The sequence below is a fragment of the Nocardioides thalensis genome (assembly GCF_013410655.1).
GTDB classification, from domain to species: domain Bacteria; phylum Actinomycetota; class Actinomycetes; order Propionibacteriales; family Nocardioidaceae; genus Nocardioides; species Nocardioides thalensis.
This window is the reverse complement of record NZ_JACCFP010000001.1, coordinates 4,142,336-4,166,233: the sequence shown is the minus strand read 5'-3', so window position 1 is coordinate 4,166,233 and position 23,898 is coordinate 4,142,336. Positions and strand designations below refer to the sequence as shown.

20 protein-coding genes are annotated in these 23,898 nt (G+C 73.3%); 7 read left to right on the top strand and 13 right to left on the bottom strand.

The window, feature by feature from the left end:
- Positions 1–17 precede the first annotated feature (17 nt).
- The 9 genes from HNR19_RS20185 to HNR19_RS20145 are packed head-to-tail and all read right to left on the bottom strand — an operon-like array spanning position 18 to position 9,172.
- A complete protein-coding gene (locus HNR19_RS20185; RefSeq protein ID WP_179669582.1) occupies positions 18–1,184 on the bottom strand; it encodes an MlaD family protein in 1,167 nt (388 codons plus the stop codon).
- Complete coding sequence (locus tag HNR19_RS20180; protein WP_179669581.1) at positions 1,181–2,209, bottom strand: MlaD family protein; 1,029 nt, start codon at positions 2,207–2,209, stop codon at positions 1,181–1,183. Before HNR19_RS20180 ends, HNR19_RS20185 begins: the two co-directional genes overlap by 4 nt.
- Entirely contained in the window at positions 2,206–3,342 is a 1,137-nt protein-coding gene (locus tag HNR19_RS20175) for an MCE family protein (protein ID WP_179669580.1), read from the bottom strand. The genes HNR19_RS20180 and HNR19_RS20175 overlap by 4 nt, the downstream gene beginning before the upstream one ends.
- Positions 3,339–4,331 (bottom strand): MCE family protein, encoded by a 993-nt coding sequence (locus HNR19_RS20170; RefSeq protein WP_179669578.1) that lies wholly within the window; start codon positions 4,329–4,331, stop codon positions 3,339–3,341. The genes HNR19_RS20175 and HNR19_RS20170 overlap by 4 nt, the downstream gene beginning before the upstream one ends.
- A complete protein-coding gene (locus HNR19_RS20165) occupies positions 4,328–5,386 on the bottom strand; it encodes an MCE family protein (protein ID WP_179669577.1) in 1,059 nt (352 codons plus the stop codon). The genes HNR19_RS20170 and HNR19_RS20165 overlap by 4 nt, the downstream gene beginning before the upstream one ends.
- Positions 5,383–6,531, bottom strand: a complete 1,149-nt coding sequence (locus tag HNR19_RS20160) for an MCE family protein (protein ID WP_179669575.1) — start codon at positions 6,529–6,531, stop codon at positions 5,383–5,385. Before HNR19_RS20160 ends, HNR19_RS20165 begins: the two co-directional genes overlap by 4 nt.
- A gap of 4 nt (positions 6,532–6,535) precedes the next feature.
- Complete coding sequence (locus tag HNR19_RS20155) at positions 6,536–7,366, bottom strand: MlaE family ABC transporter permease (RefSeq protein ID WP_179669573.1); 831 nt, start codon at positions 7,364–7,366, stop codon at positions 6,536–6,538.
- Complete coding sequence (locus HNR19_RS20150; RefSeq protein ID WP_179669572.1) at positions 7,363–8,172, bottom strand: MlaE family ABC transporter permease; 810 nt, start codon at positions 8,170–8,172, stop codon at positions 7,363–7,365. The genes HNR19_RS20155 and HNR19_RS20150 overlap by 4 nt, the downstream gene beginning before the upstream one ends.
- Positions 8,150–9,172: an oxygenase MpaB family protein gene (locus HNR19_RS20145; protein ID WP_218910331.1), complete on the bottom strand. Its 1,023-nt coding sequence runs from the start codon at positions 9,170–9,172 to the stop codon at positions 8,150–8,152. The genes HNR19_RS20150 and HNR19_RS20145 overlap by 23 nt, the downstream gene beginning before the upstream one ends.
- 78 nt (positions 9,173–9,250) lie before the next feature.
- Here HNR19_RS20145 and HNR19_RS23305 point away from each other — a divergent pair, with 78 nt between their 5' ends.
- From HNR19_RS23305 to HNR19_RS20125, 4 genes are read left to right on the top strand one after another with little or no spacing between them, the layout of a single operon-like run.
- Positions 9,251–10,132 carry an oxygenase MpaB family protein gene (locus HNR19_RS23305; protein WP_179669570.1) on the top strand — a complete coding sequence of 294 codons (882 nt, stop codon included), beginning with the start codon at positions 9,251–9,253 and terminating at the stop codon, positions 10,130–10,132.
- 15 nt (positions 10,133–10,147) lie between these two features.
- Positions 10,148–11,344, top strand: a complete 1,197-nt coding sequence (locus tag HNR19_RS20135) for an acyl-CoA dehydrogenase family protein (protein WP_179669568.1) — start codon at positions 10,148–10,150, stop codon at positions 11,342–11,344.
- 10 nt (positions 11,345–11,354) lie between these two features.
- The gene (locus HNR19_RS20130) at positions 11,355–12,956 is read left to right on the top strand and encodes a succinic semialdehyde dehydrogenase (protein WP_179669567.1); all 1,602 of its coding nucleotides are present in this window, start codon (positions 11,355–11,357) and stop codon (positions 12,954–12,956) included.
- Positions 12,957–12,980: 24 nt separating this feature from the next.
- The gene (locus HNR19_RS20125) at positions 12,981–15,155 is read left to right on the top strand and encodes a molybdopterin-dependent oxidoreductase (protein WP_179669565.1); all 2,175 of its coding nucleotides are present in this window, start codon (positions 12,981–12,983) and stop codon (positions 15,153–15,155) included.
- Here the strand turns inward: HNR19_RS20125 and HNR19_RS20120 are convergent.
- Positions 15,142–16,185: an exonuclease/endonuclease/phosphatase family protein gene (locus HNR19_RS20120; RefSeq protein ID WP_179669563.1), complete on the bottom strand. Its 1,044-nt coding sequence runs from the start codon at positions 16,183–16,185 to the stop codon at positions 15,142–15,144. The genes HNR19_RS20125 and HNR19_RS20120 overlap by 14 nt on opposite strands.
- Before the next feature lie 99 nt (positions 16,186–16,284).
- Positions 16,285–16,632: a UBP-type zinc finger domain-containing protein gene (locus HNR19_RS20115; protein WP_179669561.1), complete on the bottom strand. Its 348-nt coding sequence runs from the start codon at positions 16,630–16,632 to the stop codon at positions 16,285–16,287.
- 70 nt (positions 16,633–16,702) lie between these two features.
- Here HNR19_RS20115 and HNR19_RS20110 point away from each other — a divergent pair, with 70 nt between their 5' ends.
- Together HNR19_RS20110 and HNR19_RS20105 are read left to right on the top strand one after the other, a co-directional pair.
- Positions 16,703–18,061 carry an NAD(P)/FAD-dependent oxidoreductase gene (locus HNR19_RS20110; protein ID WP_343047292.1) on the top strand — a complete coding sequence of 453 codons (1,359 nt, stop codon included), beginning with the start codon at positions 16,703–16,705 and terminating at the stop codon, positions 18,059–18,061.
- Entirely contained in the window at positions 18,058–18,684 is a 627-nt protein-coding gene (locus HNR19_RS20105) for an HAD family hydrolase (protein ID WP_343047291.1), read from the top strand. Before HNR19_RS20110 ends, HNR19_RS20105 begins: the two co-directional genes overlap by 4 nt.
- A gap of 226 nt (positions 18,685–18,910) precedes the next feature.
- Here the strand turns inward: HNR19_RS20105 and HNR19_RS23640 are convergent, their stop codons facing one another.
- A complete protein-coding gene (locus HNR19_RS23640; protein ID WP_179669559.1) occupies positions 18,911–21,382 on the bottom strand; it encodes a sulfatase-like hydrolase/transferase in 2,472 nt (823 codons plus the stop codon).
- A gap of 125 nt (positions 21,383–21,507) precedes the next feature.
- Between HNR19_RS23640 and HNR19_RS20095 the strand changes: the two genes are divergently transcribed.
- On the top strand, positions 21,508–23,424 hold the full coding sequence (locus HNR19_RS20095) for a hypothetical protein (protein ID WP_179669558.1): 1,917 nt from the start codon (positions 21,508–21,510) through the stop codon (positions 23,422–23,424).
- Here HNR19_RS20095 and HNR19_RS20090 read toward each other — a convergent pair.
- The gene (locus HNR19_RS20090) at positions 23,403–23,864 is read right to left on the bottom strand and encodes an Lrp/AsnC family transcriptional regulator (protein WP_246303556.1); all 462 of its coding nucleotides are present in this window, start codon (positions 23,862–23,864) and stop codon (positions 23,403–23,405) included. The genes HNR19_RS20095 and HNR19_RS20090 overlap by 22 nt on opposite strands.
- Positions 23,865–23,898: the final 34 nt, after the last annotated feature.

The following is a 23,898-nucleotide window of genomic DNA, read 5'->3' as shown; positions in this document are numbered from 1 at the left end:
CGGGATGGGGGCGGGTTTCACTGCTGGGGTACGGCGCCGGAGCCGCGTCCCTGCGTGCCGGGCGGCGGGTCGGTGCAGTGGACGTCGGTGGGGGGCTCGCGGCGGGTCAGGTCCTGGATGTCGCGCTGGTGGCTCCGGTCGTAGATGCAGTTCTTGAGCACCCGGGGGACCAGGAGCACGCGACCGCTGCCGTCGCGGGTGCTGCCGGCCATCACCAGCGCCTGCATCGGCGCCCAGTCGAGCCAGTGGTGCAGCCCGCGCAGGTGCTGCGCCGCCATGCCGGTCAGCGGCACGCCGTCGCGGAGGAGGCGCCGTACCTCAGGCGAGGCGTCGCGCCACCAGCGGTCGAGCCGGGGCAGCAGCGACAGCGCGTCGGTGACGGTGCGCCGTACGGCGGGCGTGGCCTCGGCGAGCGCAGCGGCGATCGCCTCGAGGTCGGTCGACAGGGCACGGATGTCGGGCGCCAGGTCGTCGACCGTCTCCAGCGGCGTCTCGCCCTGGCGCACGAGGCGGGTCAGCCTGGGCTCCAGGTCGCGCAGCATCGCGAACGCGGTCTCGAGCTCGATGGCCAGCGCGCGAAGGTCGACGTCCTCCTCGTTGCTGCCGAAGATCGACGCCGTCTCGGCGGCGATGGTCTGCACGTCCGCGACGTCGAGGTGCGCCATCAGCTCCTGGGCGTGCGCGAGCACCGTCGGCACGCTCAACGGCACCGACGTGTCGGCGACGGGCACCGTCGCGCCGTCGGCGAGGTAGGGCCCGCCGTCGCTGCGCGGCCGGACGTCGATGTACTGCTCGCCCACCGCCGAGAGGTTGCGGACCTCGAAGTCGCTGTCGCGCGGGAGGTCGACGTCGGACTCGATCGCCAGCTCCGCCACGGCGGCGACGCCGGGCTCGGCGGCGAGCCTGACGTCGGCGACCTCCCCGATCCGCTGGCCGCGGTAGGTCACGACGGAGCCCTCGTGCAGGCCCGCGGCCTCGGGCAGCTGCACCGTGAGTCGCACCGGGTCGTGGAAGAGCGACCCGCCGACCACCGTGTCGGCGACGTAGACCACCCCGGCGACGAAGATGACGAGGATCAGCGCCTGGGCGGTGCGGACCCGTCGGCGCCAGGTGTCGGCGCCGGACGCCGCCCGCAGGTCGATCTCGTCGGCGACCTTGGCGGCCACCTCGATCTGCGTGCTCATCGCGCACCGCCCCGCTCGGGGATGTCGGGATCCACGGGCGGCTCGTCGCCGTGGTGGAACTGGAGCAGCGCCTCGAGGTCGGCGAGGAACGTCAGGTCGAAGTTGACGTAGTCGCCGGGCGCGGCCCGGTCGCTGCCGGACGCGAAGGCGATCAGGCCGTTCATGATCCCGTCGATGTCCTGCCGGCCGTCGAGCAGCGTCTGCACGACGGGCCGCATGTCCTCGAGCTGGGCGAGCAGGTCGGCGCGCACCGTCCGGGTGAACGGCGTCGCCACGGCGTCGAAGCGGCGCAGTGCGTCGAGGGCGGCGACGAGCTCGGAGCGCTGGGCCTCGAACGACTCGACGAGGTCGGTCAGGTCCACCAGCGACCGCGTGATCACGGGCAGGTCGCTGGCGAGCCTGCTCGAGAGCCGACCGACCGCGGCGGTGAGGCGGTCGACGAGCGGCAGGTCGGACGCGAGGTCCGTGACCGCCCGGTCGAGGCGGCCGAGGAAGAGGCGCACGTCACCGGCGTTGCCGGTGAGGGCCACGTTGAGCTGCGTGATGATCGTCGAGATGTCGTCGAAGCTGCCGCCGGTGACGACGGTGGACAGCGCGGACAACAGGTCGGTGACGTCGGGGGCGGTGCCGGTCGCGGTGGCCGGCAGCACGTCGCCCTCCGCCATCACCAGACCGCGCCGCGCCGGGAAGAGCTCCACGAACGCCGTGCCCATCGGCGACGTCAGCCGGATCTCCGCCCGGGAGCCGGTGCGCAGCTCGACGCTCTCGGACAGCGCGACCTCGACCTCGGCGACGTACGCCCCGGCCTCGATCTCGGTGACCTGCCCGACGGTCGCGCCCTCGAGCTTCACGGGTGCGTCGATCGGCAGGTTGAGGGCGTCGATGAACTCGAGGGTCACGGAGTACGTCGGCCCCTCGACCAGGTCGGGGAGCGGCACGTCGTCGAGGCCGAGGCCGCAGCCCGCGGTGGCGCCCGCGGCGCTCGTCACCAGCGCCGCCGCCAGGAGCCCGCGGAGGCCGGTCACGGGATGCCTCCCGGGATCTGGTCGTAGATGCCGTCCAGCAGCCCGTCGAGCAGGCCGGTGCCCTGCTCGGTGAACAGGGCGCTGCACAGCTCGGTGCCGACCTCGCCGATGGCGGAGCCGAGGAGGACCTGGCAGGTGCGGTCGCGGAACGCCGCCGCGAACGGGCCGGCGCTGAAGGCGAACTGGACGCGCAGCCGCCCGAGCTTCCAGTCGTAGGCGCGGGCGAAGTTCTCGGCCATCGTCGGCATCACGTCGAAGGCCTCGGCCAGCGAGCCCTGATGGGCACGCACGATCTCGACGAGGTCGGCGAGGCCGCGGATGTCGTCGCCGAGCACGTCGCCGTTCTCGCGGAGGAACCGGTCGGCCTCGCGGGTCAGGTCGTCGAGGCTGTCGAGGGTGGCGACGAGCTCGTCGCGCTGGTCGGCGAGGACGTCGGTCGTCTCGGTCGCGGCCCCGGTGAACGTGCGGATCAGCTCGTCGCGCTCGGCGAGGACCTGCACCAGCGCGACCATGTTCTCGGTCACCGCGGTGAGGTCGCCCTCCTTGGCGTTGATCATCTCCAGCGCGTCGCGGCTCTCCGCGAGCGCACGGCGCAGGTGCACGCCGTTGCCGTCGAGGGTGTCGGCGGCCGTCGAGAGCACGTCGCCGAGGCCGTTGCCGCCCTTGCCGGGGCCGAGCCCGGCGTCGAGGGCGAGCACCAGGTCGTCGATCGCCCGGGCCACCTGGTCGACCGTCGCGGGGGCGCGGGTGTGGCTCGCCTCGATGTGGTCGCCGTCGGCGAGGGTCGCGCCGCCGGTGTAGGCGGGCCCGAGCTCGATGAAGCGGTCGGTGACCAACGAGCCCTGGAGGATCTCGGCCGCTGCCTCCTCCGGCACCTGCGTGTCCGCCTCGAGGTGCATGACGACCCGCATCACGGTGCCGCGCGGCTCCACCTCGACGATCTCGCCGGCCTTAACCCCTAGGTAGGTGACGTCGTTGCCGACGTAGACACCGGTCGTGTCCGCGAAGTCGGCCGTCACGACCAGGGAGTCGTCGTCCTCGCCCCCGAGCCAGCCGGTGAGCCGCGCCCACGAGACGACCAGCACGAGGAGGAGCACCACCCCGCCGGCCAGGAGCACACGCTGCTTGTTCACCGGCAGTCCTCCGGCGTGAGGCTGCAGACCAGGTCGTCGGGGACGATCGCCCACGGCGAGTTGACGCCGAGCCACGGGCCGTCGCCGGTCGCGTTGGTGAAGACCCGCATGGTCGGGCCCGCGAGCTCCAGCGTGCGATCGAGCTGGTCGCGGTGCTCGTCGAGCACGTCGAGCGTGGACCGGAGCGACCGCAGGCCTGTCTGGAGGTGCGGCGCGGTCTCGCGCACGACCGCGGTGAGGCCGGTCACGAAGCGGTGCGCGTCGGTCAACAGGGCCCGCAGCGTCTCCCGCCGCTCGTGCACCATCAGCAGCACCCGGGTGCCGTTGGTCATCACGCTGTCGAGCTGGCCGGTCTGCGCCAGCACCAGGTCGGTGACGTCGCGGATCGACGTCAGCAGGGCGTCGAGCTGGTCCTCGCGAGCGGTGGCGACCGCGGACACGCCGGCGATCCCGTCCAGGGCGTCGCGAAGTGCCTGCGGGGCGAGGTCGAGGTCGGTGGCCAGCACGTCCACCGCCTCCTGGACCTTCTGCAGGTCGAGTGCCTCCACCTGCGGAGTCGACTCGAGCCAGAACCGCTCGATCGTGTAGGTGTCGACGGCGTGCTCGACACCGATGGTGCCGTCGTCGGCGAGCGGGACTCCTGAGCCGGGCTCGAGGGAGAGGAACCGCTGGCCGAGGATCGACAGCAGCTTGACCGCGACCGTGCTGTCGTCGGTGATCCCGAGCTCCGCCGGGTTCTGGTCGAGCGCGAACTCGACGTCGACCTGGTCGCGGTCGGTGTCGACCGCGACGACCTTGCCGACGGTCAGTCCGGCCACGCGTACGTCGTCGCCGGCCTCGATGCCGGCCGCGTGCCGCAGCCGCACGTGGTAGGTCGGGTCGCCGCCGGCGGACTGGATGCCCATCAGCACGAGACCGGCGAGGACCAGCGCGATGACGGCCCGGCCGGGCCAGCCGAGGCCGCGCCAGATCGCGGACGCCGCGGTCACGTGCGACACCTGCTCGAGAACCGGTCGCCGAGGACGCCGAGGTCGAACGTGGCGTCGTGGCCCTTCATCTTCATGTGGTGGGTGCAGATGTAGGTGTTGAGGTAGCTGCCGTAGCCGAGGGTGCGGAGGTAGACGTCGAGCTGCTTCGGCACGGCGGCGCCGGTGTCGACGAGGAGGTTCTCGCGGGCGGCGAGGTAGCCGAGCCACGGGTCGCTCAGGCGGACGACCTCGACCAGGTCGGGCCCGGCGTCGCCGACCAGGTCCGCGGTGGTCTCGGTGAGCCGGGCCACCGAGTCGAGGCTGGTCGCGATCCTCCGGCGATCGCGCGACAGGCCGCTCATCAGGGAGTCCAGGCCGTCGACGAGCCGGGTGACGTCGGCCCGGTGGCGGTGCGCGGTGTCGAGCACCAGCGTGACGTTGTCGACGACCTCGGAGAGCACCTGGTCGCGGTCGACGAGGCCCGACGTCAGCTCGGCGGTCTGGGTGAGCAGGTGCTCGAGGGTCGGGCCCTGGCCCTGCAGCACCTGGACGACGTTGGTGGCGAGCTGGTTGAGGTCGGCCGGCTGGAGCAGGTCGAAGATCGGGCGGAACGCGTTGAACATCGCCGTCAGGTCGAGCGCGGGCCGCGTCTGGCTCAGCGGGATCCGGTCGCCGTCCGCGAGCGCGGCGTCGGTGGTCGGCTGCTCGGGCCGCGCCAACGAGATGAACCGTTGGCCCATCAGGTTGAGGTAGTCGACCGACGCGATCACATCGGCGTGCAGCTCCTGGTCAGCATCGATCGTCATCGTGACGACGGCCGTGCCGGCCTCGTCGCCGGTGCCGACCCGGGTCTCGGTCACCCGGCCGACCCGCACGCCGGCGACGCGCACCTCGTCGCCGGGACGCAGGCCGGTGGCGTCGCGGAACACCGCGGTCACCGAGATCGCGTCGCCGCTCTGGGCACGGGAGAGGGTCCCGGCGACGGTGAGCGTGAGGGCTACGGCGAGGATGGTGAACGCCGTCACCCCGAGCACTGCTCCCTTGTGACGAGCGAGCTCGCTCAGCTGCCGGCTCATGGCGTGCCCCCGCAGCGTCCGCGGAGGCCGCGGTAGGACGGACAGTCCTCCGGGCCGTAGGCGTCGATGAGCTGGAGCCCGAGGACGCCCTCCATCTGGATCCGCCCGTTCTTGACGGCCCGGGCGCCGTTCTCGAGGAGCTGCGGCACTCGCTCCAGCAGCAGCGCGAACGAGGGATAGCGGTCGGCGAACACCTCGAGGTTGGCAGCGGTGGCATTGAGGAGGAGCGCCGTGTCGGTGCCGTTGTCCCGCAGGAACGCAGTCATGCCGTCGTCGCCCTCGAGCAGGTCGGGCACCCCGGCGAGCAGCTCGGTGGTGCCGTCGGCCTCCTCGACCAGGGTGCGCGCGAGCGGCCGGGTGTCGCGGATCGCGGTGACGAGCTGGGGCTCGACGTCGGCGAAGAGGTCGGAGTTGCTCGCGAGCAGCTCGATGTCGCGGCGCAGCTGCGGGTAGAGGTCGTGCCACCGGCCGAGCATCGCCCCGCCGTCGCGGATCATCTCGGCGAGCGTCGCGCCCCGGCCGTCGAGGGAGTCGGCGAGCTGGGACAGCGCGACGTCCCACTGGGCCGGGTCGACCGCCGCCAGCAGCCGCTGGGTCGCCGAGAACGTGTCCATCAGCCGCAGCGTCTCCTCGGAGGTGTCGGCACGGACGACGTCTCCGTCGGCGAGGTGCGCGTCGGCAGCACCGTCGGCGCCGCCAGTCCCGCCGGCACCGGCCGCGACGACGGTCGTGGTCCGTCCTGCGGGCGCCGCGAGGTCGACGTAGTCGTTGCCGAACAGCGTGCCGGGGAGCACCCGCGCCCGGACCGACGCCGGGATGAGGTCGGCGTGCTCGGGCTCGACGAGCACCTCCGCGTGCGGTCCGTCCCAACCGTCCCCGTCCTCCGACGGGCTCGGGTCGACGTGGACGACGCGGCCGACGCGGAGGCCCTGGTACTTGACGTCGGAGTTGACGCCCAGGCTGTCGCCGACCGTCGCCAGCTCCACGCGGACCCGCACGTCGTCGCTGACGACGCCGAGCGTCTGCAGTCCGAGCACCCCGGCGACGACGCCGAGCGCGAGGCAGCCGACGACGCCGAGCGCGGCGAGGCGCAGCCGGAGCGCACGCGGTCGGGCCGAGCTGTGCGGGAAGAGGAGCTCGCTCACGTGCTCACCCCGAGATCTGCACCTGCTGGTCGGCGCCCCAGAGGGCGAGCGTCAGCAGGATGTCGACGACGGTGAGGGAGATGATGCTGGCCCGGATCGCCCGCCCCGTGGCGCGGCCGACGCCCTCGGGGCCGCCGCTGGCGACGAACCCGTGATAGCAGTGGATGAGCGTCACCACGGTGGTGAGCACGACGACCTTGATCCCGGAGTAGATGACGTCCATCGGCGCCACGAACGTGCGGAAGTAGTGGTCGTAGGTGCCGGCCGACTGCCCGTAAAACGTGGTGACCATGAAGTCGGTCGCGACGTAGGTGCCCACGAGGCCGATCAGGTAGAGGGGCAGCACGACGATCCACGACGCGACGAGCCGGGTGCTCACGAGGTAGGGGACCGGGCGGATCGCCATCGCCTCGAGGGCGTCGATCTCCTCGCTGATCCGCATCGCCCCGATGCGAGAGGTGAAGCCGCAGCCGATGCGTGCCGCGAAGCCCAGCGCCGCGACCATCGGCGCCAGCTCGCGCGTGTTCGCATATCCGGAGATGAAGCCGGTGAGCGGCGCGAGCCCGATGACGTCGAGACCTTGGTAGCCCTCCAGCCCGACCTCGGTGCCGGTGAGCGTCGACAGGAGGAGGACGACGCCCACCACGCCGCCGCCGACGAGGAAGATGCCCGAGCCGAGGGTGACCTCGGCGAGCACGCGGCCGACCTCGTGGCGGTAGCGGGTGACCGCCAGCGGCACGCCCTTGACGGCGCGCCAGGCCATGACGAGCTGCAGGCCGATCCCGGCCAGCGGCCCCACGACGACGCGGTCGACCGACTCCTCCAGCGCGGTCATCCGATGGGCCCTCCCGAGAACGTGCTGTGCACCTGGGAGATCAGGAAGTTGGCGGCGAAGAGGAGCACGAAGTTGGTCACGACCGAGCTGGTGACGGCCTCGCCGACGCCGGTCGGACCGCGCTGGGCGTTCAAGCCTTTGTAGGACGAGACGATCGCGCAGATGATCGCGAAGATCGCCGCCTTCGCCAGCGACAGCCACAGGTCGGACATCTGCGCCAGCGTCGAGACGGACGCGAGGTAGCTGCCGGGCGGCAGGTCCTGGATCACGACGCTCACCGACAGCGTCGTCATGATCGTGAAGAACATGACCACGCCGTTGAGAAGTACGGCGACCGCGAGGATCGCGAGCATCCGCGGCACGACCAGCCGCTCGATCACGGGCAGGCCCATGACCTCCATCGCGTCGATCTCCTCGCGGATCCGGCGCGACCCGAGGTCGGCGCAGATCGCCGAGCCGGCGACGCCCGAGAGCATGAGCGCGGTGATCAGCGGCGATGCCTGCCGCACGACCGCGAGCGTGTTGCCGGCGCCGGTGAACGCGACGGCTCCGACCTCCTGGGCGAGGACACCGACCTGCAGCGCGAGGATGATGCCGAACGGGACCGAGACCGCGAGCGCGGGCAGCGTGCAGACGCGGATCGCGAACCAGATCTGCACGACGGTCTCGGCGAGCGGGAAGCGGCGGCCCGCGATCGACGCCACGAGGGCAGAGAACACCCGGCGGGTGAAGTCGATCATCCCGACCACCTGCGCGGCGGGCCCCCGCAGCGCCTTGGCGCGGTCAGTGGTCGCGGTTGCTGCCATCGGAGCTCCTGCTTCGCCCTGGGAGCGGGACGTCGTGCCGGATGGACGGGGACTCTGTCACACGTTCCTCGCGGACAGGGGCGAAGGAGTCGAGGCTCGCGCTGCCGTAGATGCCGCGCAGCTTCTCGTAGCGGTAGCGGTTGTAGGCGACCGGGTCGAGCAGCGCCCACTTCGGCAGGCGGCGTCGCGCCGCGCGCAGGACCGCCGTGTAGAACCGGAACTCCCGCTGCCGTGCGGCCGTCCACCGCACGCCGAGCAGCTCGCGCATCCGCGGGTGAGCGGCGGCCTCCCCGCAGATGCGCGCCGGCCGCGACAGCGCCGGCGTGATCAGCCGCCAGACGGGCGTGATCAGCAGGTGCAGCCAGCGGGGCCCGAGGAGGGTGGGCACGGGGAGGCTGTCGAACGACTCGTTGGCCCACTGGAGGAACGGGTTGTCCTCGAGCTCGGTCGTCGCGACCTCCTCGTAGTAGGCCTCGACCTCGGCCAGCGTCGGCGGCACGCCGGAGGCGTCGCTGGCGAGCTCGAAGTCCGACATCCAGAGCATGGTGCGGAAGACGACGTCACGCTCCGTCGCGCTCAGGCCGGGGTACGTCGCGACGTACCCGCTGTAGAACACGAGCAGGCTGCTGGTGCCGACCCACTTCCACAAGGCGGGGTTGAGCGCGCTGTAGCGCTCGCCTGCGAAGTCGCCACGGCCCTTGCCGCGGACCTGGCCGTGCAGGGTCTTGAGCCGCTCGGCCGTCGCGCGCCGGTCGGCGTCGTCGCCGAACAGCATCAGCGGCCCCCACAGGTAGCTGCGGATGCCGCGGTTGGTGAAGTTCTCGGCGAACCGCCCCGAGGCGTCGACCGCCGCCGCCACCTCGCGATAGGCGACCTGGTCGAGCGCGAGCCGGCCGAACAGGCCGAAGCTCAGCGGCGTGCCCATCCACCAGCGCACGTCGTCGGCGAGCTCGTGGTGGGGCTGGGACGGGTGCCACGGGGGGAGCTGGTCCGTATCCACGCGGTCACCCTAGCCAGCTATTGGCACGCCGCCAATAGCGGGCTAGGCTCGGATCAAGCCGACCGAGTGGAGGATCCCGTGAGCACAACGGCTGCCGTCTCCCCAGCGGAGGGGCGCGCACCGGCGCGCCGGCCGCGCGACCTGCCCGTGCCGGAGGCCTTCGAGATCACCGACTACGTGAGCGGGCTCGGCGCCCACCTCGCCGGCCCGGCCAACGTGATCATGCAGCTGAGCTGGCCCGGCGTCGGCTACGGCGTGATGAACAGCCGCGTGCACTCCGGCTCCGCGATGAAGCACCCGTTCAAGCGCGGCCGCACGACGTTCACCTACCTCGCGGTCGCGCTGCTCGGCGACGACGACGACCGCGCGGCGTACCGCAAGGCCGTCAACGTCCAGCACGCGCAGGTCTACTCGCGGCCGGGTGAGAAGGCGGAGTACCGCGCGATGGACCCGCGCCTCCAGACCTGGGTCGCCGCGTGCCTCTACTACGGCACGCTCGACATGCGGGAGAAGATGCACGGCCCGGTGCCGGCCGAGGAGGCCGACGCCCTCTACGCCTACTGCTCCCGGTTCGGTACGACGCTGCAGATGCCCGCCGACGCGTGGCCCGCCGACCGGGAGGCCTTCGACCGCTACTGGGAGGAGTCGATGGCCGAGGTGCGCATCGACCCGGAGGTCGCGGCGTTCCTGATGCAGCTCACCACGCTGCGCAACTTCCCGAAGCCGTTCCGGCTCGCCGCGTCGTTCAACGTCTTCGTCACCACCGGCTTCCTGCCGCCGCTGTTCCGCGAGGCGATGAGCCTGCCGTGGAGCGAGCGCAAGCAGCGCCGCTTCGACCGGTTGATGAGGTTCCTCGGCGCCGTCGAGCGCCGGATGCCGAAGGTGCTCCGGATCTACCCGTTCAACTTCTACCTGCACGAGATGCGGCTGCGGCGCCGGTTCCGCCGGCCGCTCGTCTGACGCGCGAGGACCCGGATGGACTTCGACCTCCCGGAGACCGCGCTCGCCGTGCGGGACGGCGTCGCCGCCGTCGCCGCGAAGTACGACCACGCCTACTGGTCGCGCTGCGAGGAGGAGCACCGCTTCCCTCAGGAGGCCTGGGACGACCTGGCCGCCGGCGGCTGGTTCGGGCTCTGCGTGCCCGAGGAGTACGGCGGTGGCGGGCAGGGCCTGCTCGAGCTCGCCGTGGCCAACATGGCGCTGTGCGCGTCGGGCGGCGTGGCGGGCACCTTCTTCTACGTGACGACGCCCGGCTTCGGAGCGATGACGCTGACCCGGCACGGCACCGAGGAGCAGAAGCGGCGCATCCTGCCCGGCCTCGCCGAGGGCTCGATCCAGTTCTGCCTCGCGTTGACCGAGCCCGACGCCGGCTCCAACGCCATCCAGATCCAGACGGCGGCGCGTCGTGACGAGGCCACCGGCGACTTCCTGGTCAAGGGCCAGAAGGTCTGGATCTCCAACGTCGAGAACGCCGACTGGATGGTCGCCGTCACCCGCACCATCCCGGCGGAGGAGACGAAGGACCACGGCCTGCCACGCACCGCCGGCTTCACGCTGTTCCTCGTCGACGTCAAGGAGGCGCTGGCCGCCGGCACCCTCTCCTACGCGCCGATCCCGAAGATGGGCAGCAACATCCTCCACTCGAGCCAGGTCTTCCTCGACGACGTCCGGGTGCCCGCCGCCAACGTCATCGGCGAGGTCGACGCCGGCTTCGGCGTGCTGTGGGACGTGCTCAACCCCGAGCGCATCCTGGCCGCCGCGGGAGGCATCGGTACGGCGGACGCGGCGCTGCGGATCGCAAGCGACTACGCCCGGGAGCGGGTCGTGTTCGGTCGCCCGATCGGCGCCAACCAGGGGCTGCAGTTCCCGCTGGCCCAGCTCAAGGCGAAGACCGAGCTCGGCCGGCTGATGACCTACAAGGCCGCGTGGCTCTTCGACCGGGGCAGGCCGTGCGGCAACGAGGCCAACGTCGCGAAGCTGACCGGCGCGCAGGTCGGCTGGGAGGCGGCCAACCAGGCGTTCCAGACGCTCGGCGGCATGGCCTACTCGAAGGAGTACCCGGTCGAGCGGATCTTCCGCGACGCCCGGATCGCCAAGAACATCCCCGTCGCCGAGGAGCTGATCCTCGCCCACATCGGCACCCAGATGCTGGACCTGCCCAAGAGCTACTGAGGAGACCGGCATGACCGAAGCAGCCGTCCGGCCCACGCCCACCGCACCGAGCGTCCGGCCGCCCTGGGTCGACGACGCCCGAGTGGCGGCGTGGACCGCATGGGTCGCCGCCCTCGCGGACAACGGGGCTCCCACGATCGAGCCGGTCGCGCCGTACGACGGCCGGGTGACCGCCGCGGTGCCGACCTGCACCGTCGACGACGTCGCCGCGGCCGCCCGCGCCGCCCGGGCGGCGCAGAGCCCGTGGGCCGTGCTGCCCTACGCCACCCGTGCCGAGGTGGTGCTGCGCTTCCACGACCTGCTCGTCGAGCGGCAGGACGAGGTCGTCGACCTGATCCAGTGGGAGACCGGCAAGAACCGGTTCAGCGCCTGGCAGGAGATCCTCCAGGTCGCCAACATCGCCCGCCACTACGCGCGGCACGGCGCCCACTACCTCAAGCCCCACCGCGTGCGCGGCGCGATGCCCGGACTCACCAAGGTGCGGGAGGTGCGGGTGCCCAAGGGCGTCGTCGGCATCATCTCGCCCTGGAACTACCCGCTCTACCTCGGTGTCGGCGACACGATCCCCGCCCTGCTCGCGGGCAACGCCGTCGTGTCGAAGGCCGACAGCCAGACGCCGCTGACGCTGCTGTGGACGCGCGCGCTGATGGCCGAGGCGAAGCTTCCCAAGGACCTCTGGGCGATCGTGGCCGGCTCCGGCTCGGTGGTCGGCGACGCGCTCATCGACCACGTCGACCACATCTGCTTCACCGGCTCCACCGCGACCGGCCGGCACGTCGGTCGCCGCGCGGGGGAGCGGCTGATCTCCGCGAGCCTCGAGCTCGGCGGCAAGAACGCGATGATCGTGCGCGAGGACGCCGACGTGCAGAAGGCGGCGGCCGGCTGCCTGAGCGCCGCGTTCGCCAACACCGGCCAGATGTGCATCCACATCGAGCGGGTCATCGTGCACGACGACGTCTACGAGGACTTCCGCGCAGCACTGGTCGACGGCCTCGCCGGCCTCAAGCTGGGGCAGTCCTTCGACTTCGGCAACGACGTCGGGTCGCTCGCCTCCGAGGCCCAGCTCGCCGCGGTCAGCGCGCACGTCGAGGACGCCCGCGCCCGCGGCGCCACCGTCGTGGCGGGCGGACGGCACCGGCCGGACCTCGGGCCGCTCGTCTACGAGCCCACCGTGCTGGAGGGCGTCACCGACGAGATGGACGTCTGCCTCGGCGAGACGTTCGGACCGGTGATCTCGCTGTACGGCGCGGGATCCGACGCGCAGGCGGTGGCGAAGGCCAACGAGGGCAGCTACGGCCTGTCGGCCAGCATCTGGAGCCGGGACACCGCCGCCGCCGAGGCGCTGGCACCGCAGGTGCGCGCAGGCTCGGTGAACATCAACGACGGCGCCGCGGCTGCCGCGGGCTCGATCGAGGCCGGGATGGGCGGCATGGGTGACTCCGGCCTGGGCCGCCGGCACGGCGCCGAGGGGATGCGGAAGTACACCGAGTCCCAGACGATCGCGACCCAGCGGCTGGTGCCGCTCGGGCCGCCGCCGTCGATGGAGGTCGGTAGGTTCGTGGCCCTCGGCAACCAGCAGCTCAAGCTGCTCCGGAGGCTGCGGGTCCGCTGAGGCCCGGGAGGAGGCACGACCACGATGGAGCCGCGCACCGCCCACACGACCTGCCCGCTCTGTGAGGCCAGCTGCGGCCTCACGGTCACGCTCGACCCCGCCGGGATCCGCGTCCGGGGCAACGACCACGACGTGCTCAGCGACGGCTTCCTGTGCCCGAAGGGCGCCAGCCTCGGCGTGCTGCACGAGGACCCCGACCGGCTGCGAACCCCGCTGGTGCGGCGCGACGGCGTGCTCGTGGAGGCCACGTGGGACGAGGCGTTCGCCGAGATCGAGGCGCGGCTCGGCCCGCTGGTCGAGGAGCACGGGCGCGACGCGGTCGCGGTCTACTTCGGCAACCCCACCGCGCACCAGCTGGGCGCGTCGCTCTACCTGCGGCCGCTGATCAAGGCGCTCGGCACCCGCAACGTCTTCAGCGCGGGGTCGGTCGACCAGATCCCGAAGACGTTCGCCACGGGCTACCTGTACGGCGACGCCGCGACCATCCCGGTGCCCGACCTCGACCGCACCGACTACCTGCTGATGATCGGAGCCGACCCGCTCGTCTCCAACGGCAGCCTGATGACGGCGCCCGACATGCCGCGCCGGCTGGCCCGCATCAAGGAGCGCGGCACGGTGGTCGTGGTCGACCCGCGGCGCACCCGCACCGCACGGGCGGCCTCGCGGCACGTGCCGATCCGGCCCGGCACCGACGCGCTCCTGCTGGCCGCGATGCTCCACGTGGTACTCGACGAGGGCCTCGCCGACGCGGGCCCGGCGGCGCCGTACGTCTCGGGGATGGAGGCGCTGCCCGCGCTGGTCGCCGACTTCGAGCCCGAGCGGGTCGCCCCGCACACCGGCATCGACGCCGACACGATCCGCCAGCTGGCGCGCGAGCTCGCCACCGCCGAGCGGGCCGTCGTCTACGGCCGGCTCGGCACGACCGCCCAGCGGTTCGGCACCCTCGCGAGCTGGCTGGTCGAGGTGCTCGCGGTCGTGACCGGCAACCTCGACCGGCCGGGCGGGCTGATGTTCCCGCTGGCGGCCGCCGGCCAGCCCAACACCCGCCCCGGCCCGCGCCGGCCGTTCACCCACGGCCGCTGGTCGAGCCGGGTCTCCGGTCGTCCGGAGGTGATGGGCGAGCTGCCGGTGGTCACGCTGGCCGAGGAGATCCTCACGCCGGGGCCCGGCCAGGTGCGCGCGCTGTTCACGCTCAGCGGCAACCCGGCGCTGAGCGTGCCCAACTCCGGTCACCTCGGTCGGGCGCTGGAGTCGCTCGACCTGATGGTCAGCGTCGACGTCTACCTCAACGAGACCACCCGGCATGCCGACGTCGTGCTGCCGGGGCCGACTCCGCTCGAGCGCTCGCACTACGACGTCCTGCTCTTCCAGTACGCCGTCCGCAACGTGGCGCGCTACTCCGCGCCGGTCGTCGACAGCGACTTGCCGCCCGAGTGGAAGACGATGCTCCGGCTCGCCTCGATCGCCGCCGGTGCGGGCGATCCGCGCGACCCCGCTCGGATCGCCGAGCTCGATCGCCAGCTGGCCGACGCCGTCGGCGCGCTCAACCGGGTGGAGCCCGACCACTCGCTGGAGGGGCCGGAGCGGATGCTCGACGTGCTGCTCAAGGCCGGGCCCTACTCGCTGACCCTCGCCGAGCTGCGCGACCGGCCGCACGGCATGGACCTCGGCGAGCTGCGGCCCCGGCTGCCCGGCGTGCTGTCGACCGCGAGCGGGATGGTCGAGCTCGCGCCGGCGCCGGTCGTCGCGGACCTGCCGCGGCTCCGCGCGGTGCTCGACGAAGCGCCGGACCGGAGGCTGGTCCTGGTCGGTCGGCGCCACCTGCGCTCCAACAACTCCTGGATGCACAACGTGAAGACCCTCAACCGCACGGGCAACGACTGCACCGCGCAGGTCAACCCCGACGACGCGCGACGGCTGGGGCTCGAGCACGGCGACCTCGCCGAGCTCGAGACGCGCACCGGCCGGCTGTCCGTCGAGGTCGAGGTCACCGACGACGTCGCGCCCGGCGTCGTGAGCCTGCCGCACGGCTGGGGCCACGACGTCGCCGGCACCCGGCTGACCGTGGCCTCCGGGCGGCCCGGCGTCAACACCAACCTGCTCACCGACGACCGGTTCGTCGACGAGCCGACCGGCACGGCGGCCGTGAGCGGCGTCCCGGTGGAGCTCCGGCGGGTGGCCGCCGTCAGCGGAGCCTGATCCGCGCCAGCACCGCGTTGTGGTCGGTGTAGAGGCCGCCGACCATCCGGTGCCGCACGAACTCCAGCTCGCCTCGGTGCAGGGCGCCACGGGACGCGTGGACGTAGTCGATGTAGCGGCCCGTCGGGGGGTGCGACGCCCCCAGCCCGTCGAGGCCGAGCGCGGCGTACGACGAGACGGCGTACTCGCCGAGCGCGTCGCGCACGCCGTCGTGCGGCCGGTGCCGCGCGTCGGAGCGGGCGTCGAAGTTGTAGTCGCCCGTGCCGACGACCCACCGGCCCGGTGCGGTGCGCCAGTCGCGCTTCATCCGGGCGAGCTGGAAGCGGGCGCGGGCGGCGTTGCTCGTGCCGAGCCACTCACCGGGTCGGTCGAGGTCCTCGATCTTGTGCGGGAGGTGGGTGTTGATCACCGTCAGCTGCTCGCCGCTCGACCGGTGCCGCAGCGTGACCCGCTGGACGAAGCGCGGGGGGAACGGGTACTGGCCCATCGTGTAGTCCACGCCGTAGGCGACCCGCCGGGAGTCCGCCGAGACCAGCTCGAACTTCGCCCGCCGCCACGACACCGCCAGGGAACCGGCGGCGCCGGAGAACTGCCGGGTGTCCCAGCCGCGGTCGGCGAGCGTCGCGAAGACCGGCCGGCTGTCGTCGGCCTCCTGCCACCCGATCACGTCGATCTCGTCGCGAGCGACCAAGGACAGCGCGTCGGCGCGGATCTGGTCGCCCGGCAGCTGCGCCCACTGGTTGACGCTCGCGACGCCGATGACCTCCGGACGGGGCTTCGGCTCGGGCTTCTTCCGCGGCTTCGGCTCGTCGGCGGTGCCGGGTCCCGTCGGCGGCTCGCGGTCCGGTGCGCGCTCCACACGGTCGGGCGCGGACGTCGTACCGACCAGCTCGGCCTGGGCGTCACCGCGTGCGGGTGGGGCGGAGCCCGCGTCGCTGATCAGCGGGAGCAGCACGAAGGCGGCGATCGTGACCAGGATGAGGAGGGGCGGCGGGCCCGCCCATCGCAGAGGTCGCGCCGCTGACCCCACGGTCGGTCCCTCCTGCTCGCCTGGCCTCTCGAGCGGTGACGCTATCGGCGCAGCAGGCGACCGCCGGGGATCTGCGGCCGTGTCGGCGGGATTGGCGGGTCAGTGGATGTGCTGCCGCCAGTCGAGCGGCACGCGTCCCTTCGGGCCGGGCGCGGGCTGGTCGTCGGGGTGGGACGTCGGCGGCGCGAGGGCAGGGCCGTCGAACGCCTGCTCCTCCTCGTAGTCCCAGAACCAGTCCTCGCCGGGCTCGAAGCTCTGGACGTAGCGGTGGCCGGTCGCGCGCGCATGGGCGGTCGCGTGCTGCGCCGGCGAGGAGTCGCAGCAGCCGACGTGCCCGCACGTCGCGCACCGGCGCAGGTGGACCCACCAGCCCGGCGGCTCGTGGGCGTCGCAGTCGGCGCAGCCGCTGCCGCTGGGCGGGGCCTCGACGTCGATCTCCGCTGCCATGGCGTGAACGGTAGCGCCGGTGCCGGAAACGATGCGAGGGCACTCGGGTCGACCGTCTAGCATCCGCGACGTGGACCCCCTCGCCGGCTCGGTGCTGCAACCGCTGTGGCTCGACACCCCGACACGCCCCGAGCCGCGACCGCCGCTGCGCGCGGACGCCGACACCGACCTGGTCGTCGTCGGCGGCGGCTTCACCGGCCTGTGGGCCGCGCTCCGGGCGGTCGAGCGCCAGCCCGGCCGGCAGGTGCTGCTGCTCGAGGGCGACCGGATCGCCGAGCACGCGACCGGGCGCAACGGCGGCTTCTGCGAGGCGTCGCTGACGCACGGCGAGAGCAACGGCAGGTCGCGGTGGCCCGACGAGTACGACGCGCTGCACGCCCTCGGGGTCGCGAACCTCGACGAGATCGAGGCGACCGTGAAGCGCTACGGCATCGACTGCGGGTTCGTGCGGGGCGGCACCCTGGCCGTCGCGACCAAGCCGCACGAGGTCGCCTGGCTCGAGCCGGACCAGCCGGGGTTCCTCGACCGCGACGCGGTCCGCCAGGTCGTCGACTCCCCGACCTACCTCGCCGGCCGGCGCGAGCCGCCGGCGGAGTGCGCGCTGGTCGATCCGGCGCGGCTGGCCTGGGGGCTGGCCGAGGCGGCGGAGGCGCAGGGCGTCGTGATCGCCGAGCGCACACGGGTCACGAAGGTCGGCCCGGATGGGACGTCCCTGCGGATCGAGACACCGGCAGGCGTCGTACGAGCGCGGCAGGCGGTGCTCGCGACCAACGTGTTCCGGCCGCTGTTGCGTCGTCTGCGGATGACGACGATCCCCGTCTACGACTACGTGCTCGCGACCGAGCCGCTGACCGACGACCAGCTCGCCGTGATCCGGTGGGACCCGGCGATCGGCGTCGCCGACTCGGGCAACCAGTTCCACTACTACCGGATCACGCCCGACCGCCGCATCCTGTGGGGCGGCTACGACGCGATCTACCACTTCGGCCGCTCGATCGACGACGCCCACGAGGACCGGCCGGAGACGTACGCGAAGCTGGCCGACCACTTCGCCGCGACCTTCCCGCAGCTGGAAGGGATCCGGTTCACGCACCGTTGGGCCGGTGTGATCGACACGTCCACGCGCTTCTGCGCTTCCTACGGCCAGGCGTACGGCGGCCGCGCCGCCTACGCGCTCGGGTTCACCGGCCTGGGCGTCGGCGCCTCGCGGTTCGCGGCCGACGTGATGCTCGACCTGCTCGCGGGGCGGCCGACCGAGCGCACCCGCCTCGAGATGGTGCGACGCCCGGCGGTGCCGTTCCCGCCCGAGCCGGTCGCGTGGCTGGGGGTCGAGGCCACCCGCCGGGCGCTGGCGCGCGAGGACGAGACCGGCCGCCGCGGCGGCTGGCTGCGGCTGCTCGACCGGCTCGGCCTGGGGTTCGACTCGTGACGGCCCGCGACGGGCAGCTGGTCGTCGGCTTCGACCTCGACATGACTCTCATCGACACGGTGCCGGGATTCCGCGACGTGCTGCGGGCCCTCGCCGGCGAGCTGGGCGTCGAGCTGCCGATCGAGGAGATGACCTCCAAGCTCGGCCCGCCGCTCGACCTGATGCTCCAGCCGCACCTCGCCGAGGCCGCGATCCAGCCCGCCGTCGACCGGTTCCGCGCGCTCTATCCCGACCACGCGATCGAGAGCGTGGCCGCGATGGTCGGCGCCCACGAGGCCCTGGCCGCCGTCCGCGAGCACCGCGGGCGGGTGGTCGTCGTGACCGGGAAGTTCACTCCCAACGCGCAGCTCCACGTCGACCACATCGGCTTCGACATCGACCATCTCGAGGGCAAGGTCTGGGGCGTCGGCAAGGCCGACGTGCTGCGCAGCGAGGGTGCGTCGATCTACGTCGGCGACCACGTCCACGACGTCGAGGGCGCGCTCGCCGCCGGCTGTGTCTCTGTCTCCGTGCTGACGGGTGGGTCGACGCGGGAGGAGCTGGTCGAGGCGGGGACGCACGTGGTGCTGGAGTCGCTGGACGAGTTCCCAGCGTGGCTGGACGGGCACGTCGCCGGGGGTTGACGTGCGGTCGGCTGCGCGCGCAGCGGTGGCGCCGTCAGGCATGTAACACGTTGTTCGCTGATCCAGCAGTCCCCTGCCATATCTCCGGACCCCATGTCCGGCGTCCGGAGATATGGGAAGCGGCGACAAGTCGCGCGAACAGCGTGTTGCACGCATGCCCCGCGGCCTCCTCGCGCCCGACCGGCGACCGCGACCACCGCGGCGCCGGCAGCCGAACCCCCAGTCACTACCCCAGCCAGCGCCCCACGACCGGCTCCCCGTCCACCATCCGCAGCACCGCGCCGTAGAGCACCCGCCGTGCCCGCGGCCCGCGGTGCCCGAACCAGAACGGCGGCTTCGGCGGGCGCGTGGTGCCCTCGCGCACCCACCCGTGGAACCAGAGCGTGGTGCGGTCCGGCGTCTCGAGCACGTCCGCGCCGCCGGGACCGCACAGGCCGTCGGTCGACCGGCGCGAGAGCAGCGGGTGCCGGACGGCGCCGGACCAGTCGGTGAGCGACGACGACCGGCGCCAGGTCTCACGGTACGTGCAGCGGGAGTAGTCGCCCTCGGAGGTGAGCAGCACGTAGTCGTCGCCGTAGCGGAGCACGACCGGGTTCTCGATGACGCCGTCCGAGCGCAGCAGCTCACGGCTCCGGGTGCCCTTGGCGGGCGCGGTCCCGCGACCGTTGAGCGGCAGCAGCCGGATCGACGACGGGATGCCGTCGGTCTTGTAGAGCAGGTGAGGCCGGCCGTCGTCGACGAAGAGGGAGGGGTCGATGATGCCGCGCTTCGGGAGGCCCGTGCCGCCGGGCACCTGGTCGAGCGCGTCGGGCGTCTTCGCCCGCGGCGGGCACACGAGTGGCCGCTTCCCCCCTGGACGGAAGCGCGCATAGGCGCTGGGCGCGACGGCCACGCCGATGCACCGGCCGTGCTTGCCGAGGCCCGCGACGGGCGCGGAGTAGTAGAGCCGCCAGCCCTTGCCGACGCGGGCGATGTCCGCAGCCCAGACCCCTCCGGCCCGTGCCCACGAGGGCAGCCGCCGCAGCGCGGGACGGGTCCAGCGCCAGCCCCTCCCCTTGTCCCACCGCGCCCGCGGCACGAGGGTGCCGGTCGCCACCAGCACCGTGCCCCGGCCGGTGCGCACCAGGCTCGGGTCGCCGACGGGGGCCGACGTCAGCGCGGGGTCCGGGTACGCCGCGCGGGACGCGAAGGTCGCGAGGGCGGGCTCGACGACGAGCGACCCCGTCGACGCGTCCGCGGTGGGCTCGGGCACGGCGCCGAAGGACCGGTTGCACCCCGCTGCACCGGCGCACTGGCCGAGGGCAGCGGTGCGCCGCGCGAGCTCGCGCTGCACGGCGCGATAGCCGCGGTCGCCGTACCGGTTGCGCAGCTGATAGGGGTCGCGGGCGCGGTCGAAGAGCAGTCCCTGGTGCGGGTGCCCGGCGCGGCGCGCGTAGAGGTAGCGAGCGGTCGTCACGCCGCGATAGCCCCAGCCGCCGTTCATGAGGGCGGTCGGTCGCGTCTGCGCGCCGGTCTGGATCAGGATCGTGTCGCGGCCGCCGGTGTCGTCGAGCGGCACGCCGTCGATACGCCGCCCGGGCCGGACATCGGTCCAGTCGAGGATCGACGCCACCAGGTCGACGAGCGTCACCGGCGTCGCGTCGGTGGCGCCGGCCGGGATGCCCGGGCCGCGGACGAGGAGCGGCACGTCGAGCGCCTCGTCGAACAGCACGTCCTTGTCGACGATCCGGTGCTCGCCGAGCAGGAACCCGTTGTCGGAGGTGACGACGACGTAGGTGTTCGCGAGCTCGCCGGTGCGCTTGAGCCGCCGTACGACCGAGGCGACGGCGTCGTCCGCGGAGCGCAGCGCCCGCGCCGAGCCGCGCGCGTAGCCGCGGAGGTAGCGCCGCGACGGCTTCTTCACGCGCAGGTCGCGCGGCAGGTCATCGATGGCCCGCTCGGCGTACGACGGCTTGCGAAACGAGCTCGGCCGCAGCTTCCGGTAGGCGTTCGTGTACGGCGCCGCCGCGACCGGTGGCACCCACCGGCCTCCGCGCAGCGTCCCGTGCGGCGCGACGTGTCCGGCGACGAGGAAGAACGGCCGCTTGCTGCGGGCGGAGAGGAAGCGGTCGGTGCGGCGGCGCAGGATGCTGGTGACGTAGCCCGGCGTGGGACGGGCGTCGCCGTAGAACACCGGGTCCTTGTAGGTGTAGAGGTTGCGCACGAGCGGCTGCCAGGTGTGCCAGCCGCGCTGCCGGCCGTGCTCGTTGCGGTACTCGTTGAGGTACTTGCCGATCCATCCGGTGCGATAGCCGTCGCGCGCGAGCCACCGGCCGATCGTGTTGCCGGGACGCCGGAGGGCCGGGAAGCCCCCGCTGGGTGGGAAGTTCGACTTCACGCCGTGGTTCTGCGTGTACTGCCCGGTGACCAGCGACGCGCGCGCCGGGCAGCACAGCGGGTGCGGCGACATCGCGCGGGTGTAGGTCGTGCCGTGGGCGCCGATCAGCGCCCTCGTGCGCGGCATGAACCGCAGCTGGTCGGCGCGCATGTCGTCGAGCAGCACCACCACGACGTTGGGCCGCGGCGCCTGCGCCTCCTGCGCCGTACGGCGGTCGGGTCCGGCGCCGGCCGGGGCGACGGCCGCGAGGAGTCCGGTGGCGAGCGCGACGACGAGCGCTGCGATCCAGCCGGTGCGGGGGCGGATCGGCGGGGAGAGCACCCGACGGTTCTACCTCACCTCGGCCGCGCAGACGTCGCTGTCGGCGGAACGGGTGACTCCCGGCTCCGCCTCCGGCTACCGTGGACGGGCCGTACGCCGCCGGAGCCGCTCGAGAGAGAGGACCGATGGGCACGCTCCACCTCCACCCGCGGTCGTCGGTCGAAGCGCTCACGATCTCGGCGTACGCGCAGGACCTCGACGCGCGCCGCTACCGCTGTCCGCCGACCATCGACCGCCGGCTGGACCGGTTGCTCGCGGTCGACGCGCCGGTGCGGGTGCTGGAGCTGACCGGCCCCGCGGGCATCGGCAAGAGCGCTGCGCTGCGCGAGGCCGCCCGGCGCGCCGAGCGGCAGGGCTACGGGGTCGTGGTCGTCGACGGACGCGACGCCGGGGCGGTCGCGGCGCTCGACGAGCTGGTCGGCGGCCGCAACCTGGTCGTGGTGGACGAGGCGGAGCGCCTCGGAGCCGCGCTGCGCGGCGTCGGCGAGCGGATCGCCGAGCTGCCCGCCGAGAGCCGGGTGGTCGTGGCCGCGCGGTCGCTGCCGCGCCGCTGGCTGCCCGACCACGTCGCCGGTCTCGGCGAGCGGTGCCGGATGTCGCCGCTCACGCGGGAGGACGCGGACGCCGTCCTGGTGGCGCACGGGGTCGAGGACCCCTGTGCCCGGGCCGACGTCCTCGCCTGGGCGGGCGGTCTGCCGCTCGCGCTGGTACTGGGAGCGCGGGCGCCGACGGCGCCGCCACGCGAGGTCGGCGACGACCTCATCGAGTGGATCGCGGGCTCCGAGCTCGACGACTTCGACGCCGACCTGATGGCCGTGACGGCGCTGGCCGGGAGCGTCGACGCCGGGCTGGTCGCCGCGCTGCTGCCCGACCGCGACGCCGCTGCCGAGGTCGCTCGGCTGCGGCAGTGCTCGTTCGTCGAGCAGGCCGGGCCGCGGCTGCGCCTGCACTCCCACCTCGCCGCGGTCGTCGCCGAGCGGCTGCGGACCGCCGAGCCGGCGCGCGCGTCGGCGCTCACCCTGCGGCTCGCCGCGCACGAGCACGACCGTGCGGTCGCGGGCGACGTCGAGGCGCTCGGCCGGCTCGCCCGCCTTGTCGCGGACCCGGCGATCCGCGCCGCGCTCGGGCCGACCGTGGGCGCCGCCTACTTCGCCGACCGGGTGCGGCCGTACGACGACGCGGTCCTGCGCGAGGGCATGGAGTCCGTGTGCCGCGGTCTGTGGGCGGTCGCCCGGCCGTGGCTGGGCGACCCCCGCGCTCGCGTGGTGCGGCGCGCCGACGGCACGCCGGTCGCGGCGGTCGTCGCGATGCCGCTCGCGGAGGCGGGCCGCGCGACGGCGCCGGGCGCCCGGCTGACCGCGCCGGTCGTCGAGCACGCCGTGGCTGCCGGCCTGGGCGACCGGGCCGTGGTGACCGCGCTCCAGGTGACGTTCGCCGACGTCGACGAGCCGGAGGTCGCGGCGATCCGCAACGCCGCCGCGATGGCGTGGTGCGGGGTGGCCAACCCCCGGGTCGACGTCGTCAACCTCGTGGGCGACCCGACGGGCGAGCGGCACGCGCTCGTCGCCTACGGCTACGACGAGGTGCGCGGCCTCGCCCGCACGGTGGCGGGCGTCCCGGTCACGACCTGGGTCGCCGACGTGGGCGACGGCGGCCTCGCCGGGCTGCTCTACGGCGTGGTCGCGACCGAGCAGGGCGCGAGCGGCACGGAGGCCGGCGGCGCCGTACTCCTCACGGCACTGGAGGAGTTCCACGACGACGCCGCGCTCGCTGCGCTACCGGTCGCGGCGCGCGACCTCCCGGCCGCCGCGGCGGCCGAGCACGTGCGCGCGTGGGTGCGGACCACCGTCGCCGCGCGGCTGGCGGGCGAGCCGGTGCTGCTCGACCAGGTGCTGCGCCGGTACGTCGAAGCGGGCGCGTCGCACGAGTCGGTCATGCGCGACACCTATGCCAGCCGGGCGACGTACTTCCGCCGCCTGCGCCGGGCACGCGAGGTGCTCGCGGGTGAGCCGGCGCAGGGTCAGCGGACGCCCCAGGAGTAGGTCTGCTTGCGGAGCCCGAGGTACATGAACGTCTCGGTGCTCACCACGCCCTCGACCTCGCGGATCCGGTGGGACACGATCTCGAGCAGGTGCTCGTCGGACTCCGCGACCACCTCGACCAGGACGTCGAACGAGCCGGCGGTCACCACGACGTAGTCGACCTCGTCGAGCTCGGCGATCGCGTCGGCCACCGGCGGCACCGCCCCGGTGACGCGGACGCCGACCATCGCCTGGCGCGCGAAGCCGAGCTCCATCGGGTCGGTGACGGCGACGATCTGCATGACGCCGGTCTCGACCAGCCGCTGCACCCGCTGCCGGACGGCGGCCTCGGACAGTCCGACGACCTTGCCGATCGCGGCGTACGAGCGCCGCCCGTCCTGCTGGAGCTGCTCGATGATCGCCTTCGACACCGGGTCGAGGGCGGCGCGGGGGCCGGCCATGGGGGTCATCGTTGCAGACTCCGGCTTCCGCACT

What these genes read in the sequence shown, in the direction of transcription:
- HNR19_RS20125 (WP_179669565.1), top strand. Translation starts at nt 12,981, where the DNA reads ATGGAGCCGCGCACCGCCCACACGACCTGCCCGCTCTGTGAGGCCAGC.
- HNR19_RS20150 (WP_179669572.1), bottom strand. Translation starts at nt 8,172, where the DNA reads ATGGCAGCAACCGCGACCACTGACCGCGCCAAGGCGCTGCGGGGGCCC.
- HNR19_RS20115 (WP_179669561.1), bottom strand. Translation starts at nt 16,632, where the DNA reads ATGGCAGCGGAGATCGACGTCGAGGCCCCGCCCAGCGGCAGCGGCTGC.
- HNR19_RS20185 (WP_179669582.1), bottom strand. Translation starts at nt 1,184, where the DNA reads ATGAGCACGCAGATCGAGGTGGCCGCCAAGGTCGCCGACGAGATCGAC.
- HNR19_RS20155 (WP_179669573.1), bottom strand. Translation starts at nt 7,366, where the DNA reads ATGACCGCGCTGGAGGAGTCGGTCGACCGCGTCGTCGTGGGGCCGCTG.
- HNR19_RS20165 (WP_179669577.1), bottom strand. Translation starts at nt 5,386, where the DNA reads ATGAGCCGGCAGCTGAGCGAGCTCGCTCGTCACAAGGGAGCAGTGCTC.
- HNR19_RS20130 (WP_179669567.1), top strand. Translation starts at nt 11,355, where the DNA reads ATGACCGAAGCAGCCGTCCGGCCCACGCCCACCGCACCGAGCGTCCGG.
- HNR19_RS20090 (WP_246303556.1), bottom strand. Translation starts at nt 23,864, where the DNA reads ATGGCCGGCCCCCGCGCCGCCCTCGACCCGGTGTCGAAGGCGATCATC.
- HNR19_RS20095 (WP_179669558.1), top strand. Translation starts at nt 21,508, where the DNA reads ATGGGCACGCTCCACCTCCACCCGCGGTCGTCGGTCGAAGCGCTCACG.
- HNR19_RS20135 (WP_179669568.1), top strand. Translation starts at nt 10,148, where the DNA reads ATGGACTTCGACCTCCCGGAGACCGCGCTCGCCGTGCGGGACGGCGTC.